Here is a 15,816-nt window from a genome sequence, read left to right on the forward strand (position 1 = left end):
CTCTCAACAGAACGCCGTCAGGAGGCTGTCATGGAGTTGCTGATCAATATCGACGTCGATGACCTGTCACGCGGCATCGGCTTTTACCAGCAGGGACTGGGGCTGAAACTCAACCGCAAGCTGTTCGACGGCTCCGTCGCCGAAATGCTGGGCGGCGCCACCCCCATCTACCTGCTCGCCAAGCCCCCGGGTACCCGCCCGACCTCACGCGCCGATACCCGGCGCGACTACCGGCGCCACTGGACGCCGGTGCACCTGGACTTTGTTGTGCCGAACCTGGAACAGGCGATCGAGCGCGCGCTGGAAGCCGGCGCGGAGATCGAAGACTGGCCGCAGGAATTCGACTGGGGCCGGCAGGCGACGCTGTCGGACCCGTTCGGGCATGGGCTTTGTTTTATTGAGTGGAAGGGTGAGGGGTATGGGGTGGTGCGGCATTAGGCGGGCCAGAAAGAACACGCTCTGCGGATTCAGAAGTTTCGCCTTGTATCGAGGCTGTCGCGCGGCTATCACGTAGTGCTGCCCCGCCCCTTTCGCGGTGCAAACAGTGATGAGACGACGACGTAATGAAAGCAACAATCCTCAAATTCGGCAGCTCCCGGGGACTCCTGATCCTGGAGCCAATCCTTGCACAGCTAGGCCTCGAAGATGAGGTCGAGTTGGAAGTCAGGAATGACGCGCTAGTCATCAGGCGCCTGAGGCAACGGCGGTCGGGCTGGTCCGAGGCCAGCCGGGCCGTCGCGGACTCCGGCGATGACGCCTTGGCGCTAGGTGAGTTTGCCAATAATGATGATGCGGCGCTGAAATGGTAGTTCGCCGCAAGGTCTAGCAGACGCCCCTCCAGCGGCAAAGCATTAAATGCCAGATTCCAGCGTCGTTTGGATTTCATAAGCATATGAAAAAGAAATAGACGCCAGAATCAATCACGCTGCCCGACTTGGACGCAATTGCGTTAATCTGTGACCTCGCCCGACTGGCCCGGCCGGTCGGCGGAGGATGGCTCTCAGAAGTCACATGATTCCAACGAAAATCCAATCTCTCATGCGCAGCTCTTCTCTCTACAAACGCCTGGCGGTCGCCGTGTCCGCCGTCGGCTTCATCGCTGCCGGCAGTGCGTCGGCCCAGGAACAGACCATTCGCGTAGGCACCGTCAGCGGGCCGGACGCCGAGGTCTGGCAAGTCGTCCAGAAAGTGGCCAGGAAGAACGGCCTCAACGTCAAGGTCGTGGAGTTCAACGACTACGTGCAGCCCAACGCGGCGCTCGACGCCGGCGACCTGGACGCCAACAGCTTCCAGCACCAGCCCTACCTCGACAGCCAGGTCAAGCAGCGCGGCTACAAGATGGTGAGCGTCGGCTACACCTATATCTCGCCGCTGGGCGTTTATTCGAAGAGCCTCAAGTCGCCGAAGGACCTGGCGCAAGGCGCCAAGGTGGCCGTGCCGAACGACCCCTCCAATGAGAACCGCGCGCTGCTGCTGCTCCAGTCGCAGGGCGTGATCAAGCTGAAGGCCGGCGCGGGCACCAACGGCGTCAACGCCACGCCGCTGGATGTGGCCGAGAACCCCAAGAAGCTGAAGATCGTGGAACTCGACGCCGCCCAGCTCGCGCGCGCCCTGCCCGACGTCGGCGCCGCCGTGATCAACACCAACTACGCGCTGGCCGCCGGCCTGCAGCCGACCAGGGACGCGATCGCGCTGGAAGACCTGCACAGCCCGTACGCCAACATCATCGTCGTGCGCACGCAGGACAAGGACAAGCCGTGGGTGAAGAAGCTGGTGGCGGCGTATCAGTCGGAAGATGTGAAGCAGTTCATGAAGGCCCAGTTCAAGGGCGCGATGCTGCCGTCGTTCTGATGGCCGGTGCAGGCCCGGTGCGGGCCTGAGAAGCAGGACCCATCGTTTTGCGCGGGACGGCGCCCGGGGAAGCAGACTTCCCGTCGGCGCCGTTCAGACCGCGTTCTCTCCGAAGCCCCTATCCGCGACGCACCTCGGCGCCTGCCTCAGGCGTCGCCGGCGACTTCGTGCTGTGCCATCAGCTCCAGCGCCCGCACGAGCGCCGAGTGATCGAGGTCGGCCATCCCATTGGCTGCACACGCCTGCATCAGTTGCGCGGCGCCTGCCGTTTGCGGCAGCGCCACGCCGAGTTCGCGCGCGCCCTGCAAGGCAAGACCCAGGTCCTTCTGGTGCAGCCGGAGACGGAATCCCGGTTCAAAGGTGCGCTTGATCATGCGCTCGCCGTGGACTTCGAGGATGCGGCTGGATGCGAAGCCGCCCATCAGCGCCTGGCGGACCTTTGCAGGATCGGCACCCGCCTTGGAGGCAAACAACAGCGCCTCGCCGACCGCAGCGATATTGAGCGCGACGATGATCTGGTTCGCCACCTTGGTAGTCTGGCCGTCGCCATTGCCGCCGACAAGGGTGATGTTCTTTCCCATCGTCTCGAGCAACGGGCGCACCCTCTCGAACACGGCGGGATCACCGCCGCACATGATCGTCAGCGAAGCCGCCCTGGCGCCCACCTCGCCGCCCGAGACCGGCGCATCGATGTAGTCGGCGCCGAGGGCGTTGATCCGGCCGGCGAAAGCCTTGGTCGCCATCGGCGAGATCGAACTCATGTCGACGATGATCCGGCGCGCGCCACCGTCGCCCGCAGCCTTCAGGCCGTCCGCGACGCCGTCCTTGCCGAACAGCACCGACTCCACGTCTGGCGTATCCGGCACCATCGTAAAGACGATCTCGGCATTGCGCGTCACCTCGGCCGCATTGGCGCAGGGTGTCGCCGTCGAGACTGCAATGCTTTCCGGCAGCTTGCCTGCCGTATTGACGAACAGCTGGTGACCCGCTCCCACAAGGTGCAGGGCCATGGGCGTACCCATGATGCCAAGGCCGATAAATCCGATCTTCATGTATGGCTCCTTTGAGCTGCATTGAGTGATGCCCGCGCTTGCGCACCAGGCTGAAAGAAAACGGGCCAGCGTCTTCGATTTCCGGCCCGCACCCGATCGGCCCGAACCATCGGGCAAACGGCGGCCTGCAGGCAGGGCACTGAAGTATCAATAGCTGCCGGAGCCAGCCGGCTTGCGCGCCGCGCCCATCTGCGCGATCACCTGCTGCGCGCCCGCGGCCATCAGCCGTGCGTCCGAGCTGACCGTCACGAACTGGAAGCCTTTTTCAATGCGCTTCAAGGCCGCTTCCGGGCTGCCGTTGTGGATACCGGCCACCACACCGTGCGCCTTTGCGCGCGCAAGGATATGGTCGATGGCCTCGGCCACCCTGGGTTCCACATCGTCGAACGTCGGCTTGCACCCCAGCGCCAGCGACAGGTCGGACGGGCCGATGTAAATGGCATCGAGCCCTTCGACGGAAAGGATCTCGTCGAGGTTGTCCAGGGCCTGGGCCGTCTCGATCATGGCGAACCTCACGACCGTATCGTTCGCGTGCTGCGGGTAGTCGGCGCCGCCGTAAAGCAGCGCCCGCACCGGCCCGAAGCTGCGGCTGCCGCGCGGGGCATAGTGCGTCCAGGCCACCAGCTTCTGCGCGTCCTCGCGCGTATTGACCATCGGGCAGATGACGCCGTAGGCGCCCGCATCGAGCGTCTTCATCAGGATGCCGGGCTCCAGCCAGGGCACGCGCACGACCGGCACGGTGCTGGTGGTAGAGATCGCCTGCAGCATCGTAACCATCGCCTGGTAGTCGACGACGCCATGCTGCAGGTCGACTGTCAGCGAGTCCCAGCCCTGGTGGGCCATGGTCTCGGCGGAAAAGCTGTTGGGGATGGCGAGCCAGCCGTTGACGGCAGCCCCTCCCTGACTCCAGACCTCGCGCAACCTGTTTGTTCTCATGGCCAATCTCCTGGGATTCGAAGCAACCGCCTGCCGGGCGGCAACGGGGATCAGTCCTTGGTCAACTCGACCCGCCTGATCTCGCCGACAAGAAAGAGGTAGCTCAAAACAGCCACCAGCGCATTGGCGGCTACAAAAACAAGCGCGGCGTTAAAGGAGCCGGTGCCCTTGACGAGGTAGCCGATGACGATAGGCGTGGTGATCGCCGCGACATTGCCAAACGTATTGAACAGCGCACCACTCAGACCCGCGATCTCCTTCGGCGAGGTGTCGGACACCACCGCCCAGCCGAGCGCGCCGAGGCCTTTGCCAAAGAACGCAAACGCCATCACCGCGACCACCACGGATGCGCTGCTCACATAGTTGCACGCGATCATCGAGGTCGAGAGCAGCATGCCGAGCACGATCGGCATTTTCCGGGCGAAGGTGAGCGAATGCCCCTTGCGCAACAGGTAGTCGGAAATCAGGCCGCCAAGCACACCCCCGACGAATCCGCAGATCGCCGGAATGGCCGCGACGAAGCCTGCGTTCAGGATCGAGAAGCCCCGCTCCTTGACCAGGTACACCGGGAACCAGGTCAGGAAGAAGTAAGTGAGCGTGGTGATGCAGTACTGGGCGATGTAGATGCCCAGCAGCATCCGGTTGCCCAGCAGTTGCTTGATGTATGACAGCTTCGGGGCTGCCGCCCGCGCATTGGCAGCGGTGCCGGCGCCACCCGTCCGGGCAGCCTTCGCCTGGTCCATGTCGACCAGCGCGCCGCCCTGCTCGATGTAATCGAGTTCGCTGCGGTTGATGTGCGGATGGTCCTTCGGGCTGTAGACCACCTTGCACCAGATCACGCTGGCCAGGACGCCGACCACCCCCATGAAATAGAACACATAGGGCCAGCCATAGGTATGCGTGATCCACGCCATGACCGGCGCGAACAGCACGGTGGCAAAGTACTGGGCCGAGTTGAACACCGCGGACGCCGTTCCACGCTCGTTTGCAGGAAACCACGCTGCGACGATGCGCCCGTTCGCCGGGAATGACGGCGCCTCGCTGAAGCCCACCAGAAGCCGGAGCGAAAACAGCACGACGACCGCTGTCGTGGCGGTGGCCGTCAGGAAGCTCACGCCGCCCTGCAGGAATGTGAAGACCGACCAGATGAAGATGCTCGCGGCGTACACAGTCTTCGAGCCGAAGCGGTCCAGCAGCCAGCCGCCCGGAAGCTGCCCGATCACGTAGGACCATCCGAACGCCGAGAAGATGTACCCCATCGTCACCGAATCAAAGCCGAAGTCCCTGGACAATGCCGTGCCCGCGATCGACAGCGTCGCGCGATCCGCATAGTTCACGGCGGTCACCAGAAAGAGCATCGCGACAATCGCGTAGCGCGTCCGGCTCATTTTGCTGTCTGCGACAGCGGTTACAACATTCAACTCGCGCTCCTGCTACCACTTAGATCTTGAAATGGCGCTCTCATGATGTCGGCGATCCCTGCATGGCATCGCCGATGGCGCCTTGCCTGACGGCAACCCTGCCTGCCTCAGCGGTCGAGCGCCGGGCGCTTGGGGTTAAAGGTCCAGCCCGGGATCAGGTATTGCATCGCCGCGGCATCGTCGCGCGCGCCCAGACCGTGCTGCTTGTAAAGCGCGTGCGCCTTCTCGACCTCGCCCATGTCAAGTTCGACGCCCAGGCCCGGCTTCGTCGGCACCTGCACGAGGCCGCCTTCGATACGCAGCGGCTCCCTGGTCAGCCGCTGGCCGTCTTGCCAGATCCAGTGCGTATCGATCGCCGTCACGCGGCCCGGCGCCGCGGCGCCGACATGCGTGAACATCGCCAGCGACACGTCGAAGTGATTGTTCGAGTGCGAGCCCCAGGTCAGGCCCCAGTCTCGGCAGGTCTGCGCCACGCGCACCGAGCCGGCCATGGTCCAGAAGTGCGGATCGGCCAGCGGAATATCGACCGACTGCAGCGCAAGGGCATGACTCAGCTGGCGCCAGTCGGTGGCGATCATGTTGGTGGCCGTCGGCAGGCCGGTGGCCCGCCGGAACTCGGCCATCACTTCACGGCCCGAGAAGCCGTCTTCGGCGCCACAAGGGTCTTCGGCATAGGCAACGACGCCGTGCATGTTGCGCATCAGGCGGATCGCGTCCTTGAGCAGCCAGCCGCCGTTCGGATCAAGCGTGACGCGCGCCTGCGGGAAGCGTTCGTGCAGCGCCTCGATGGCCTCGACCTCGTCTTCGCCGCGCAGCACGCCGCCCTTGAGCTTGAAATCGTTGAAGCCGTAGCGCGCGTGCGCAGCTTCGGCCAGGCGTACCACCGCGTCGGGCGTCAGCGCCTTTTCGTGGCGCAGGCGGAACCAGTCGTTGTCGGCACCCGGGTCGCTCGCATAGGGCAGGTCGGTCTTCGTGCGGTCGCCAACGTAGAACAGGTAGCCCAGCATCTCCACCGCGCTGCGCTGCTGCCCCTCCCCCAGCAAGGCCGCCACCGGTACGCCCAGATGCTGGCCAAGCAAATCGAGCAAGGCAGACTCGATTGCCGTGACCGCATGAATCGTTGTGCGCAGATCAAAAGTCTGCAGGCCACGCCCGCCTGAATCGCGGTCCGCGAACTTGCGGTGCACTTCTTCAAGCAGCCGCTGATGCGAGCCGAGCGGCTGGCCAACGATGAGTTCGCTTGCATCGTCGAGTGTCTGGCGGATCTTCTCGCCGCCAGGCACCTCGCCTACGCCGGTGCGCCCGGCGTTGTCGGTAAGAATCAGCAGGTTGCGGGTGAAGAACGGTCCGTGCGCCCCGCTCAGGTTCATGAGCATGCTGTCGCGCCCGGCGACGGGAATCACGCGCAGCGAAGTGATCAGCGGTGTGGCTTGAGATGACATAGGGAATCCTGTTGGCAATTTGTGGGCGTCGCGCGCCAGCGTGGGGAACGATGCTTCTTGCAGACCTGCCCCCTTGAAGTCAGGGTAGTCCGGCATCGGAGTGGCATTGCCCCTTCGCGGCGATCTCGCCAGCGGAGGGGCAATGCCCTCAATGCAGGCCGGGCGGACCGTGTCGTCGCGCCCCAAGCTGCCTCCGTTTGTGCGGATATACGTTCCGCCAGCGGCACTTATCCTGTGTTACGTCATCATACAACTTAGACTGTTGCGATACCATGTCTGCCTTATTGGGGATTTCCCTAGCCGAAGATCTTTCCACGGGCTGTGAGCCCGTGCGATCAAGGCAATTGGATGGATTTCCCGCCGGTAATCGCCGCAAACCCGCACGGCTTCGCGCCTGATCACGTGAACCGAGTGCCACTTCTCCCGGACTGGCTGAGCCTTTGGAATCACCCCTATCTGATCGCTTTTGCGCCCTTCCCCAATATTTGGCCCCCTCCCTAGTTATACGATGACCTATAACAAAGCAGGAAAGCCAACGAAAGTTGCACTCGCCGCCCGCTTGCAGCCTGTGAGAGATGCCATGGGCGGACTTGCCCTCCTGCAGGGTGATTCCCAAAATTCTTCCCCGGGACCTACCATCGCGCGTCAAAAAGACGCGGTGAGGCCCGGGAATGCAAACGAAGAAACTCGCGTGGTTGCAGGCATTGCGCGGAATTGCCGCGCTGCTTGTCGTGTTTGTGCATGCCCGCTATTTCTTCAGCTGGACCCCCACCCAGAATTTTGCGAACGCGCTCATGCGCCCGGGCGCGATGGGCGTCGACCTGTTTTTCCTGATCAGCGGCTTCATCATGGTCCTTACCACGGCTGATGCCGCCGGCAAACCGCGCGAAGTGATGCACTTCCTCGCCAAGCGGATCGCCCGGATCTGGCCTGTCTATGCCGTGCTCGCCCTTCTGGGCATCCAGGCCATCATGCCGTTGGCGTACTTCGCCGATCCGGCTCATCTGGCCGACTTTGGCAAGAGCCTGCTGTTCTTGCCCGTCGCGCCATACAGCCCCCCGTTCTATGGCTTGCCTTACGGCCTTGGCTGGACGCTAAACTTCGAGATCTACTTCTACCTTGTGTTCGGGATTTCCATGCTGGCCGGGCGGCTCCGCTGGCCCGTGTTTTTCGGGTGGCTCGGCATTTCGCTGATCGGCTTGCCGCTGCTTGCCGCCGGACACTTCAGCCTGAAGGTTGATCATGACTATCACTTCAGCCTTGGCTACCTCAACCAGGCCACCAATCCCATTATCTGGGTCTTCGGCGCCGGCGTGGCCGCGGGCCTGCTGTATCGGACCCGCCTGTGCCTTGCCGACTGCTTGGCAACCCGCTGCCTCGTCTGCCTTCTGGTGGCCTTTGCGCTTTGGTGGTCTTACTCCGGCGTCTCGACAATCCATGGCATTACGGAATGGGGCGGACCGTTGGCAGTCGCCTTTACGGTTTTCGCGCTGGGATCGAAGAACCTCGACATCCAGGTACCGGGGCCATTGATGTGGCTGGGCGAAGTCTCGTTCTCGCTCTACCTTGCCCACCCTATTGCGCAAGGCATCGTGACGCGGATTCTGGACGGCATGCGGCGCCACGATCTGACGCAAACCTGGTCGCACATCCTGTTCACCACCGTTCTCGCACTGGTATTCGCCGCTATCAGCCACGCGCTCCTTGAGCGCGGGCTCTCGGAGTGGGTAAAGGCCAGGCTGCTTGGATGGATCGATTCAGGAGCGTCGGCCGATAACGCCGTAGCGAGTCCCGTGCCACGGCACGACTTCCAGTAAGACTGGCGGATAGCAGGGCTCACAGCAGTTTCAACAGGGTGTCGGAACGCCATCCAGGTGGTGCCGCTAGCGCTGTCGTATGTGTACCGCGGCATTGGCCGGTGGCTGCCGCAGGTGCTGTACTGGCAGGGTCGCCCGCGGCGGATCGGGGCGTTCGCTGCGCGAGAACAGTAAAATACCTGGCGCCTTTCCCCAATCTGCCTTTCCCGCCACCCGACCGCCTCGCCCATGTCCAATCTCATCGTCCACGGTGGCACGCCCCTGCGCGGCCGCATCACGCCTTCGGCCAACAAGAACGCGGTGCTGCCGGTGCTGTGCGCCACACTGCTGACCGACCAGCCGCTGCGGCTGCACGGCGTTCCGGACATCACGGATGTCCGCAAGATCCTCGATATTTTCCGTACGCTGGGCAGTGAAGTTCACCTGGACGACGCGACCGGCACGCTGGACCTGCACCATCGCGACACCGCGTTCGACGCCGCCACGCACCGGCTGCCCGAGGAAATGCGCTCGTCGATCATGCTGGTGCCGCCGCTGCTGGCCCGCTTCGGCGTGGCGCGGCTCGAAGACAACGTCAAGGGCTGCACGCTGGGCGTGCGCGAGATCGATCCGCACGTCGATATCTTCCGCTCGTTCGGCGGCGAGGTGGAGCGCGCCAGCGGCTCGCTGCTGGTCCGTAGCGGCGGCCCGCTGAAGCCGACCCACCACTGGCTCGACTATGCATCGGTGACCACCACCGAGAACTTCGTGCTGTGCGCGGCCGCGGCGGAAGGCGAATCGACGCTGACCAACGCCGCCTCGGAGCCGCACGTGCAGGAGTTCTGCCGCTTCATGGCAATGATGGGCGCCGACATCGACGGCATCGGCACCTCGCGGCTGACGGTGCGCGGCGGCGCCAGGCTGCGCGGTGGCGAGTTCACCTTCGAGGAGGACTTTCACGAGATCACCACCTTCCTCGCGCTCGGCGCGATCACCGGCGGCGACGTGGCAGTGCGCAACAGCACGCCCGGCAACTTTCCGCTGATCGACCGCACCTTCGCCAAGTTCGGCGTGCAGGTGGTGCACGAGAACGGCTGGTCGCGCGCGCTGCGCCCGGGTCCGCTGAAGGTGCAGACGCCCTTCACCAGCAACGTGCTGACCAAGGTCGAGGCGGCGCCGTGGCCGTATTTCCCGGTCGACCTGCTGCCGATCTTCATCGCGCTGGGCGTGCGCGCGCAGGGCAACGCGATGTTCTGGAACAAGATCTACGACGGCGCGCTCGGCTGGACCGGCGAGCTGTCGAAGTTCGGCGCGCACGTGTTCTCGTCCGACCCGCACCGGCTGATCACGTTCGGCGGCAATCCGCTGACGCCGGCGGTGGTCGAGAGCCCGTACATCATTCGGGTCGCGATCGCCCTGTTCATGGTCGCGGCCAGCATCGATGGCCGCTCCGAGATCCGCAACGCCACGCCGATCCGCCGCGCGCACCCGCGCTTTGTCGAGAACCTGCGCAGCCTCGGCGTGCAAGTCGAGTGGACTAGCGAGGAATAAGGCCGGGGCGCCGATGGCCTGTCTCAGGGCCGATCTGCGCATCGGTCTGATATCGAAGCCTTGCCGCACCGCATCATTCCGACCACGTGCCCTACCGGCCAAATGTCCGGTTTCGAACCATCATGGATTGCCTAGAATTCATGTGCCTGCCAAATCCCACCGGCGGCTCGCCGGCAACGGCGTTGCATCCGGATGCCTGGCGCCGCCCATAAGCGCCCCGGCTCGGGAATAGTCGGGCCCCAGTCAGCCGCGATCGGCGCGGCTGATCACGCTGCCTGGTGTCGTCGTGGAACTCATTGCGGTGAATGGCCTCGGGAAGACCTACCGGACACGAACGGGTCCGGTGGTTGCACTGCGTGACATTCACTTCACGGTCGAACGGGGCCAGTTCGTCGCCATTGTCGGCCCGTCTGGCTGCGGGAAGACAACACTCCTCAAGATACTGACGGGGCTGATCCCCGCCTCGCACGGCGAGGCCCGCCTCAGCGGCACGCCGATTACCGGGCCGCGGCGCGATATCGGGGTTGTTTTTCAGTCGCCGGTCCTGTTTCCCTGGCGTACCGTGCTCGGCAACGTCATGCTTCCCGTGGATGTCCAGCGCCTGGGCCGCGACAGGCTGAGGACGCACGCCATGGCCCTGCTTTCCCTGGTCGGCCTGCAGGGCTTTGAAGAGCGTTATCCGCGCGAGTTGTCGGGCGGCATGCAGCAGCGCGTGGCGATGGTGAGGGCGCTGATCCATGACCCTGCGATCCTGCTGATGGATGAACCGTTCGGCGCGCTGGACGCCATGACCCGGGAGCAGATGAATCTGCAGCTGCAGGAGATCTGGCTGGACCGGGCGGAAACCGTGCTGTTTATCACCCACTCCATCCCCGAAGCCGTCTTCCTGGCGGACCGGGTGCTGGTGATGACGCAGCGCCCGGGCAGGATCGTGCATGACCTTGCCGTGGATCTTGCACGACCGCGCAGCCTGGATGTCATGACCACATCGGAGTTTGGCAGCCATGTGAAGCGCATTCGGGCCGAATTCACGAATTCGGGGGCGTCTGCACCATGATCCGGCCACCAGACTTCGTGCTGCGCCTGCTCCTCGTGCTCGTGGTGCTCGCTATCTGGGAAGGCGCCGTACGCCTCTCGGCAATGCCTGCCTATATCCTGCCGGCGCCGTCGAGAGTCTTCATGGCGCTGTACCAGGGCACCGTATCGATGCTCTATGTCCGGCACTTGTGGATCACCCTTGCCGAAACGCTGATCGGTTTCCTGGCCGGCTCCGTGCTTGCCCTCACGCTCGGCACCGTGATCGCCCTGAGCCGCCACGGAGAATACTTCCTCTACCCGTTCATCGTCATGTTCCAGGCGATGCCGAAAGTGGCACTGGCCCCGCTCATCATCGTCTGGTTCGGACTGGGCATCAGTTCAAAAGTCGCGCAGGCAGCCCTGACTGCCTTCTTTCCGCTGATGGTCAACACGATCGCCGGCCTGAACTCGGCGGACGAGGATCGCGTTGCACTCATGCGCTCGATCGACGCCTCGGACATGCAGATCTTCCGCATGCTGCGCATTCCCAGCGCGTTGCCGTTCATCTTCGCCGGCTTCGAGATCGCCATGATGCTTTCGCTGATCGGCGCGATCGTCGCGGAATTCGTCGGCGCGCAGAAAGGGCTTGGCGTGCTGATCATGAGCATGACGTTCACGATGGATGTCGCCGGGCAGTTCTCGGTGCTCATCATCCTGTCGTTGCTGGGCCTGCTGCTCCATACCCTGATCGTCGTCATTCGCAGGCGACTGCTCTTCTGGGAAGTCTCGCAGCAGAAGACCCCCGATATGCCACCGGAGGGACAACTCAAATGAAGCGCATTCATTTCCTTGCCACTGCAGTCATCTTCCTTGGCATTTGCGCTGCCGACGCCTCTGCCCAGACGCTCGTGCGGCTAGGCTGGTGTGCACGCACGATCAGCACCGCCGCCGCGCCGTTCGCCGTTGCCATGAAGATGGGCTGGTATGCCCGTGACGGGATCAAGGTAGAGCTTGTGCCCATTGCAGGCTCCACTGACTGCGTGAAGCTCGTGGCGACGAAAGAAGTTCCGTACTCCCTGCCCTCGGTCGAGCCACTGGCCATCATCCGGCAGCAAGGCGTGAAGGCAAGGATTTTCTATACTGCATACCAGGGGAACATCTATGGGCTCGCCGTGCCCCAGGGCAGCGCCATCACGCGAGCAGCGGACCTCAAAGGCAAGACCATCGGCGTCACGTCGATGGGCTCGGCCGGCGTCATCATCGCGCGCGCCCTGGCTGCCAATGCCGGACTCAATCCCGACAGCGACATCCGCATCGTCGTGGTCGGCGAAGGCGCGCAGACGGCGGCCCTGGTTCGCAGCGGGCAGGTCGACGCGCTGAGCCAGTTTGACACGCAATACGCAATGGTCGAAAACGCAGGCATCAAGCTGCGGATGCTGCCTGGCAAGGAGATCGAGCAGTACCCTTCCAACGGCTTCCTGGCGCTTGAGGACACGCTGCGCAACAACCGCAAACAGGCGGTTGCGCTGGCGCAGGGCTATGCCAAGGGAACCATCTTCACCATTGCCAATCCGGTGGCGGCCATTCGCATTCTTTGGGAGGTCTTTCCCGAAACCAGGCCGACCGGTATCGACGAAGCCACCGCCATCCGCGAAGGCACGAAGACGCTCGAAGCGCGCACCCAGAACTGGAAACTCGAGAAAGCCGGTGTCTCCAGGTGGGGAGAGAGTTCCGAAACCCACTACGCCGCCTATGCCGACTTCATGGAGAAATGGGGGATCACCAAAGGAAAAGTCCCGGCAAGCGAACTTATCACCAATGACCTGATCGGCGACATCAACAGTTTCAACCAGGCGGAGATCGCGGCTGCGGCCAGGGCTTATAAGGGGCCATGACCTGCCGTCGAATGGACTCCGCCCAGACGCCACCGACAACCCGTTTCATCAATGTAACGAATTTAATCTCTGACAGATCTGAGTAAACCGCGAGTCAATTGTGCTTGGCCGCCGGCTCCATATAGTGAAATTGCTAGGTGGGGACAAGAACTCGAATGATCACGGGTCTGACAGGAGACGGCAATGCGCAAGAACAATCTGATGGCCGTAGTCTTCACAATGTTGCTGGGAGCGTGCGGAGGAGGCGGAGACGGTGGCAGCAGTAGCAACAGCGCATCGACGCAGAGCGTCTCGGTTCCCCTGCAGACCGCCGTGGCGAATGAGGTCAATAACGGCATCACCGTGAATTTCTCGATTTCGGGCACGGTCAGCGGCGTCCCGGTGACCGGGTCGGGAACACTGAAGGATGACAAGCCTGTTGCCGCCACGTTCAACGGCGCTGCCGCCCTCAAGACAACGGAGACCGTCAGCGGCACCATCACGGTGAACGGAGTTTCTGCCCCGTTTTCTGTCACAACGATCATTTTCAGGAATCCCGCGACTTTCGCGGAGTTTTCCGAAGACCTCGGTGACCAGGTCGTCGACTTCCCCGACTACACGTATCCCGCAACGGTGAAGGCCGGCGATTCGGCCACGCTCGTCACCGGCACGGCGTTCTCCAGCAGCGCCCGGACAACCAAGATCGGCACAGTCACCCGCTCTTATAGCGTTGCCGCGGATACTTCGACCAGTCTGCTGGTGACGTTCACCGAGACCGATTTCGACAACAACAGCGTCAAGACCGCGGACGCGCAAACGACGTTCCGGGTCGATACCATGGGCAATATCCAGTTCGTCTCGGAAAAGGTAACCGGCTTTGCCGTCAACGGGCAGCAGGGTTCGCTGACGTTCCAATAGGGAGTTGGATTGCTAGCCGCTGCAGGGCACAACGTCAGTTGGAAGAAGCGAAGGAGTTCACGGAGGCGATGCTGCCGCCGTTCTGATATTAGTTTGCTCCCCTCTCCCGCCTGCGGGAGAGGGGCCGGGGGAGAGGGCCAGCGCGTCCATCACCAGCGCCTCCCAACAACCTGCACCCCCTCCTTACTCCGCTGGACAAAGCTCTCCGGCAGTCTGGTCGAGCTGCGATTTGATCATTGCCAGCAGGCAATGCACGCGGTGAGCGGCCTCTGAGTGTTCGCTTTGGACTTCCAGGAGGGAGAGGATGCTGCCGAGGCCGGCACTGACGCGATCGAGTGATTCAAGGCATGAAGCCGGAATGGCTGCAAGCACGGTTTCGTGTTTCGACGTGGTTCTTTCTTGCATTGCGAGTTCCTACAAAGGATTGGGAAACCCGCCTGATGCATTCAGATAAAGGGTGGCGGGCCTGACGGCGGGGGTAGCAATACCGGCAATCCAGAGGAGCCCGGCCAGCCTTACGGCTGCCCCGCCCGGCCCACCATTGAATGGTGCGTAAAAACGCTGGACGAGACCGTCTGAAACGGCATCCTCTGGAGTTGTTCGGGTTGCTACGCCCGGTCGCCGTTGTTTCGGCGACGGCGATTAGTGTTGCCGTTTCTGTCTGGCGTGGCGATCAGAGGATTCGCAATTCTCCTTGGGTCCCTTCGCCAGGCAATCTCCACCAGCAGCCGACGTCAGCCGCCGGTTTACGGACCCTGAGTAGACCTTCAGGTATCCCGCGGCAGGATTGGTAGTTGCATGGAACTCATCTCTTGCTTCAGCCATGCCTCAAAGGCCTGCTCAAGATCGACGAAGTCCTTCGTACATTCGGATACCCCTTTCCCAATAGAAGGTGGCGTAACCGGATTCCGTACTGGCCAGCCAATACCCTTCAGTAATTGATCTTGCCATTACAAAGCTGCCAAGGCCGCGCCTCCTGCCTTCCGCGAGAATATCAACAAATGACGCTGTCCAGCAGGCCGGCAAGCGGTTCCACGCTCCATTGCAATATCGGTGGACGAGGTTCCATATACGTCCAGATAAAATTGCATCGATTTGCTCGGCCTCTGGAATAGCCCCATCGCTCGTCTTTTGGGTCATGCTGTCTGTCATTCGTGCTCTGAGACAGTATGTCAGACCCCTAATCTGGGTGGGACTTCGCTAAAGGGCGGCCGCAGCCGACTCGTTGCAGTCGTTGCTCACCGTCTCCACTCAACGTACGACCGGAGCGGGGTGCGCCGGCCTCTTGACTTCAACCGAAGGTGAATCGGAGGACTGATATTGCCAGTCGCGTAGACAAGAGTAGTTGAATCGCAATCAATGCGGAGGATAGCAACGTTCCGCGGAGTAAATCCGCCCTGCCTAGTACGGTCCTGACAATCAGGGTCAGCGACAGCAGGCTGGTCACAAGGGGGGGATCAATGATGCAATCATCCAGACTTCGCCTGGGTAATGTCTTTGATAGCTCGCGAGGAGAGATGGCTTGCCAAAAAATTGGGCTAGCGCCAGCCAGCACTGAACGGCGCATACAAGCAAGAAGCCCAACCACAAAACCAAGCGAGAAATGGCGCGCATAGCCCTCCTCTTAAACTGTGTAAACGGCGTTCTGCGAAGCTCAGCCGGTAGGGGCCGATGCTCTCGGCCCGGTATGTGGCACCGCTCATAACGGAGCCGTCGACGCCATGATACTTGGCACCGCGGAGTGACCGCTCATGCTGCGGACGCGCACAACAGATCAAGATTTTTTTGGGCGCACCTCCGGCCTACCTCACTGGCGCACCGATACCCTAGCGACAAACCCAGAAAAAAACCGCAGCCAAAGCTGTAATGCCGTTCAGTTAAGGTCCTTTCTCAGGAACCGAACGGTGTAACGAGAAGGTCGAGACTTAACGACCCGTGCGCATGTGCGTGCGGGTCGT

At 62.6% G+C, this 15,816-nt stretch carries 15 protein-coding genes; 9 read left to right on the top strand and 6 right to left on the bottom strand.

Going from position 1 to position 15,816, the window contains the following annotated elements:
* Window positions 1-30 precede the first annotated feature (30 nt).
* The 3 genes from RM96_RS02710 (at window position 31) to RM96_RS02720 (ending at window position 1,851) form a co-directional block, all read left to right on the top strand.
* A complete protein-coding gene (locus tag RM96_RS02710; protein ID WP_039007338.1) occupies window positions 31-438 on the top strand; it encodes a VOC family protein in 408 nt (135 codons plus the stop codon).
* Window positions 439-563: 125 nt separating this feature from the next.
* Entirely contained in the window at window positions 564-809 is a 246-nt protein-coding gene (locus RM96_RS02715; protein ID WP_039007340.1) for an AbrB/MazE/SpoVT family DNA-binding domain-containing protein, read from the top strand.
* 229 nt (window positions 810-1,038) lie between these two features.
* Window positions 1,039-1,851, top strand: a complete 813-nt coding sequence (locus tag RM96_RS02720) for a MetQ/NlpA family ABC transporter substrate-binding protein (protein WP_039007343.1) — start codon at window positions 1,039-1,041, stop codon at window positions 1,849-1,851.
* A 146-nt stretch (window positions 1,852-1,997) separates the two neighbouring features.
* Here the strand turns inward: RM96_RS02720 and RM96_RS02725 are convergent, their stop codons facing one another.
* The 4 genes from RM96_RS02725 to gudD all read right to left on the bottom strand — a co-directional run bounded on the left by RM96_RS02725 (window position 1,998) and on the right by gudD (window position 6,702).
* Window positions 1,998-2,903 (bottom strand): 2-hydroxy-3-oxopropionate reductase, encoded by a 906-nt coding sequence (locus tag RM96_RS02725; RefSeq protein WP_039007345.1) that lies wholly within the window; start codon window positions 2,901-2,903, stop codon window positions 1,998-2,000.
* 147 nt (window positions 2,904-3,050) lie between these two features.
* Entirely contained in the window at window positions 3,051-3,839 is a 789-nt protein-coding gene (locus RM96_RS02730) for an HpcH/HpaI aldolase family protein (protein WP_039007347.1), read from the bottom strand.
* A gap of 50 nt (window positions 3,840-3,889) precedes the next feature.
* Window positions 3,890-5,227, bottom strand: coding sequence for an MFS transporter (locus RM96_RS02735; RefSeq protein WP_052279277.1), 1,338 nt, complete (start codon window positions 5,225-5,227; stop codon window positions 3,890-3,892).
* A 140-nt stretch (window positions 5,228-5,367) separates the two neighbouring features.
* A complete protein-coding gene (gene gudD / locus RM96_RS02740; protein ID WP_039007353.1) occupies window positions 5,368-6,702 on the bottom strand; it encodes a glucarate dehydratase in 1,335 nt (444 codons plus the stop codon).
* A 695-nt stretch (window positions 6,703-7,397) separates the two neighbouring features.
* Here gudD and RM96_RS02745 point away from each other — a divergent pair.
* The 6 genes from RM96_RS02745 (at window position 7,398) to RM96_RS02770 (ending at window position 13,858) form a co-directional block, all read left to right on the top strand.
* Entirely contained in the window at window positions 7,398-8,519 is a 1,122-nt protein-coding gene (locus tag RM96_RS02745) for an acyltransferase family protein (protein WP_193752378.1), read from the top strand.
* A gap of 228 nt (window positions 8,520-8,747) precedes the next feature.
* On the top strand, window positions 8,748-10,049 hold the full coding sequence (locus RM96_RS02750) for a UDP-N-acetylglucosamine 1-carboxyvinyltransferase (protein WP_039007354.1): 1,302 nt from the start codon (window positions 8,748-8,750) through the stop codon (window positions 10,047-10,049).
* A 286-nt stretch (window positions 10,050-10,335) separates the two neighbouring features.
* A complete protein-coding gene (locus tag RM96_RS02755) occupies window positions 10,336-11,106 on the top strand; it encodes an ABC transporter ATP-binding protein (RefSeq protein WP_039007355.1) in 771 nt (256 codons plus the stop codon).
* A complete protein-coding gene (locus RM96_RS02760) occupies window positions 11,103-11,900 on the top strand; it encodes an ABC transporter permease (protein WP_039007357.1) in 798 nt (265 codons plus the stop codon). Before RM96_RS02755 ends, RM96_RS02760 begins: the two co-directional genes overlap by 4 nt.
* Window positions 11,897-12,961 carry an ABC transporter substrate-binding protein gene (locus RM96_RS02765; RefSeq protein ID WP_039007358.1) on the top strand — a complete coding sequence of 355 codons (1,065 nt, stop codon included), beginning with the start codon at window positions 11,897-11,899 and terminating at the stop codon, window positions 12,959-12,961. The genes RM96_RS02760 and RM96_RS02765 overlap by 4 nt, the downstream gene beginning before the upstream one ends.
* 183 nt (window positions 12,962-13,144) lie before the next feature.
* Complete coding sequence (locus tag RM96_RS02770) at window positions 13,145-13,858, top strand: hypothetical protein (RefSeq protein ID WP_039007360.1); 714 nt, start codon at window positions 13,145-13,147, stop codon at window positions 13,856-13,858.
* Between the two features lie 183 nt (window positions 13,859-14,041).
* Here RM96_RS02770 and RM96_RS02775 read toward each other — a convergent pair whose 3' ends face one another.
* Together RM96_RS02775 and RM96_RS38390 are read right to left on the bottom strand one after the other, a co-directional pair.
* The gene (locus tag RM96_RS02775; protein WP_039007363.1) at window positions 14,042-14,263 is read right to left on the bottom strand and encodes a DUF1484 family protein; all 222 of its coding nucleotides are present in this window, start codon (window positions 14,261-14,263) and stop codon (window positions 14,042-14,044) included.
* Window positions 14,264-14,698: 435 nt separating this feature from the next.
* The gene (locus tag RM96_RS38390; RefSeq protein WP_152624024.1) at window positions 14,699-14,998 is read right to left on the bottom strand and encodes a hypothetical protein; all 300 of its coding nucleotides are present in this window, start codon (window positions 14,996-14,998) and stop codon (window positions 14,699-14,701) included.
* Between the last annotated feature and the right edge of the window lie 818 nt (window positions 14,999-15,816).

This window comes from Cupriavidus sp. IDO (assembly GCF_000812465.1).
Taxonomy (GTDB): domain Bacteria; phylum Pseudomonadota; class Gammaproteobacteria; order Burkholderiales; family Burkholderiaceae; genus Cupriavidus.

Coding starts and splice junctions, on each gene's coding strand:
- RM96_RS02770 (WP_039007360.1), top strand. CDS start 13,145: ATGCGCAAGAACAATCTGATGGCCGTAGTCTTCACAATGTTGCTGGGA.
- RM96_RS38390 (WP_152624024.1), bottom strand. CDS start 14,998: ATGACCCAAAAGACGAGCGATGGGGCTATTCCAGAGGCCGAGCAAATC.
- RM96_RS02775 (WP_039007363.1), bottom strand. CDS start 14,263: ATGCAAGAAAGAACCACGTCGAAACACGAAACCGTGCTTGCAGCCATT.
- RM96_RS02715 (WP_039007340.1), top strand. CDS start 564: ATGAAAGCAACAATCCTCAAATTCGGCAGCTCCCGGGGACTCCTGATC.
- RM96_RS02720 (WP_039007343.1), top strand. CDS start 1,039: ATGCGCAGCTCTTCTCTCTACAAACGCCTGGCGGTCGCCGTGTCCGCC.
- RM96_RS02730 (WP_039007347.1), bottom strand. CDS start 3,839: ATGAGAACAAACAGGTTGCGCGAGGTCTGGAGTCAGGGAGGGGCTGCC.
- gudD (WP_039007353.1), bottom strand. CDS start 6,702: ATGTCATCTCAAGCCACACCGCTGATCACTTCGCTGCGCGTGATTCCC.
- RM96_RS02725 (WP_039007345.1), bottom strand. CDS start 2,903: ATGAAGATCGGATTTATCGGCCTTGGCATCATGGGTACGCCCATGGCC.
- RM96_RS02750 (WP_039007354.1), top strand. CDS start 8,748: ATGTCCAATCTCATCGTCCACGGTGGCACGCCCCTGCGCGGCCGCATC.
- RM96_RS02760 (WP_039007357.1), top strand. CDS start 11,103: ATGATCCGGCCACCAGACTTCGTGCTGCGCCTGCTCCTCGTGCTCGTG.
- RM96_RS02710 (WP_039007338.1), top strand. CDS start 31: ATGGAGTTGCTGATCAATATCGACGTCGATGACCTGTCACGCGGCATC.
- RM96_RS02765 (WP_039007358.1), top strand. CDS start 11,897: ATGAAGCGCATTCATTTCCTTGCCACTGCAGTCATCTTCCTTGGCATT.
- RM96_RS02735 (WP_052279277.1), bottom strand. CDS start 5,227: ATGAGCCGGACGCGCTACGCGATTGTCGCGATGCTCTTTCTGGTGACC.